Origin of the sequence: Streptomyces capoamus (assembly GCF_014654935.1) — a bacterium.
Lineage (GTDB): Bacteria > Actinomycetota > Actinomycetes > Streptomycetales > Streptomycetaceae > Streptomyces > Streptomyces capoamus.
This window is the reverse complement of record NZ_BNBF01000024.1, coordinates 76,443-77,426: the sequence shown is the minus strand read 5'-3', so window position 1 is coordinate 77,426 and position 984 is coordinate 76,443. Positions and strand designations below refer to the sequence as shown.

Annotated in this window: 2 protein-coding genes; both read right to left on the bottom strand. The window is 67.0% G+C overall.

Going from position 1 to position 984, the window contains the following annotated elements:
* Nucleotides 1-193: aldo/keto reductase (locus IE312_RS42560; protein ID WP_229900622.1), on the bottom strand; the 193-nt coding region annotated here is incomplete at its 3' end.
* A gap of 60 nt (nt 194-253) precedes the next feature.
* Nucleotides 254-865 carry a Uma2 family endonuclease gene (locus IE312_RS30555; RefSeq protein WP_189985506.1) on the bottom strand — a complete coding sequence of 204 codons (612 nt, stop codon included), beginning with the start codon at nt 863-865 and terminating at the stop codon, nt 254-256.
* Between the last annotated feature and the right edge of the window lie 119 nt (nt 866-984).

The window sequence follows — 984 nt, the reverse complement described above, 5'->3', positions numbered from 1 at the left end:
TGGACTCGGTCCGGCCCTTGTTCTCGCCCCAGCCGTAGACGTTGGCGGTGTCGAAGAAGTTGATGCCCGCGTCCAGTGCCGCGTCCATGATGGCGTGGCTGTCGGCTTCGTCGGTCTGCGGTCCGAAGTTCATCGTCCCGAGGACGAGTCGGCTGACCTTGAGTCCCGTGCGTCCGAGCTGCGTGTACTCCATGGTCCACCAGCCAACGGCTTGGAGTGCGCTCTATGCAAGGGCTTTCGGGGGTGGGCGGAGCTAGTCGTGGGGGAAGTCGCCCGTCGTGAGGACGAGGTCGACCACGGTGCCGGTCAGGTCGATGTCGGTGCCGAAGTCCACCCGCGTGCTCACGGCGTAGTCACCGTCCTTGGGGTCGGTGCAGATGTGGCACCGCCGCTGGTAGGGGTCGGCGATGAGGTAGACGGGGACCTCGGCGGCAGCGTAGGCGGTCCGTTTGGGGCCGTAGTCGTTGTGTGCCGTGCCCTTCGAGATGACCTCCGCGACGAACTCGACGTCGCCGCAGCGCCAGAGTCCCCCGGGCGTCCTTTCGGCCCCCTCGGCCACGAGAGTGACGTCGGAGCAGAACCCGTTGAGGTGGCCCGGGTAGTCGATGCGCACGTCCGACTTGACGCGCTTGCGCGGGTACTTGGTGCGCAACTGCTCGAAGAGGGCGGCGATGATCTCCCAGTGGGTGTCCCGCTGCGGCGTCATGAAGACGGCGCCCTCGACGATCTCGACCTTGTATCCCTCGGGGGTGGTCCGCTCGAGCGACTCGAACAGGGCGTCCAGAGTCAGCTCTTCGCTCTCCTCGCTCTCCTCGCTCTCCTCGCTCTCCTCGGTCATCTCGATCCTGTCTTCGAGGCCGGTCATCGTGGCGCTCCTCCCCGGCTGACCCACGGGCAGACGCAGCCGCGCGGTACAACGACGGGCACCCTGACCGGGAGACGCCGGATTCCGGTCGGCTTGTTCCCGCCACGTACACCTGTCCG